Origin of the sequence: Alteromonas sp. MMG017, assembly GCF_018100795.1 — a bacterium.
GTDB lineage: Bacteria > Pseudomonadota > Gammaproteobacteria > Enterobacterales > Alteromonadaceae > Alteromonas.
The window spans coordinates 1-920 of record NZ_JAGJDY010000041.1; the positions used below are offsets into that span (position 1 = coordinate 1).

The window sequence follows — 920 nt, forward strand, 5'->3', positions numbered from 1 at the left end:
GCGCTCAAAGGAGAGTTTTTTGGAATCTAAAGTGGTTTTTAAATTATTATTGATTTTAAGTTTTATATTAGTAGCCATATTGAGCTTCTCCTTAGGTGTTAGCTTCGGAGTAGCTTCAGATCAAGAAAGTTTTAAAAACCTGCTAGTTCCGGTGTTAGGTGTCATCGGTAATTGGGTTGCAGGAATAGGAGCATTAGGTGCTGTAATCACTTCGCTTTGGCTTGCTGAAAAACAACGAAAATTGGATTCTGAACAAATAAAAACCGACTTTGGACTCTATGTGGCTCCACCAAACATGAGTTCTCGGTTAGCTACCAATGTCACAAGTACTGGTAATAAACCAGCTTATTTAAACTCAATTAGCATTTTGTCGGAGCAAAGTTCTGTTGCAATATCTATTGCAGAACTTGGTAGAGAGGGAAATCAACTCCCAATGTCATTAAGCTATGGACAGAAAGGTTTCTTCTTTTTTCCTATTGGTATAGAGAGCCACATTAATGACTTCGTCAAACAGCACTGTAATTCAGTCTACAAAGGCTTAAGGCTCTCTATCAACACGAACTTAAATCAATTTGAAATGGCTTTTCCTGCTAAGGTGATCAAACACCTACAAGAATTTGAGCGCTAACAAGCAACTGTTGGCGCTCACTGCGTTCGCTGGGACACAAACACATGGGCTCCCTCGCTTCGCTCGTTATTTTAGCCCATGCATTTGTGCCCCAAAGTTGGGTGTTAGAAGGCGTCAGCCTAAACTACGTTTGGCTTTATAAAAATATCAGTTCAACTACCCTCACATGTTGTTTCAATCATCGCCAAAGCATTGGTAGTTTTAATATCACCGCGCTTACTTCAAAGGTTGCGCAATAGGCGCTTTACCGCCAAGTTCTTATTTTCAGTCAGCAAGCGCCATTGCACTCGGT

Annotated in this window: 1 protein-coding gene; it reads left to right on the plus strand. The window is 40.7% G+C overall.

From position 1 onward, the window contains the following. Positions 1 to 628 (plus strand): hypothetical protein (locus tag J8L84_RS20135; RefSeq protein ID WP_211072262.1); only part of this gene is annotated, 628 nt, incomplete at its 5' end. Positions 629 to 920 lie beyond the last annotated feature (292 nt).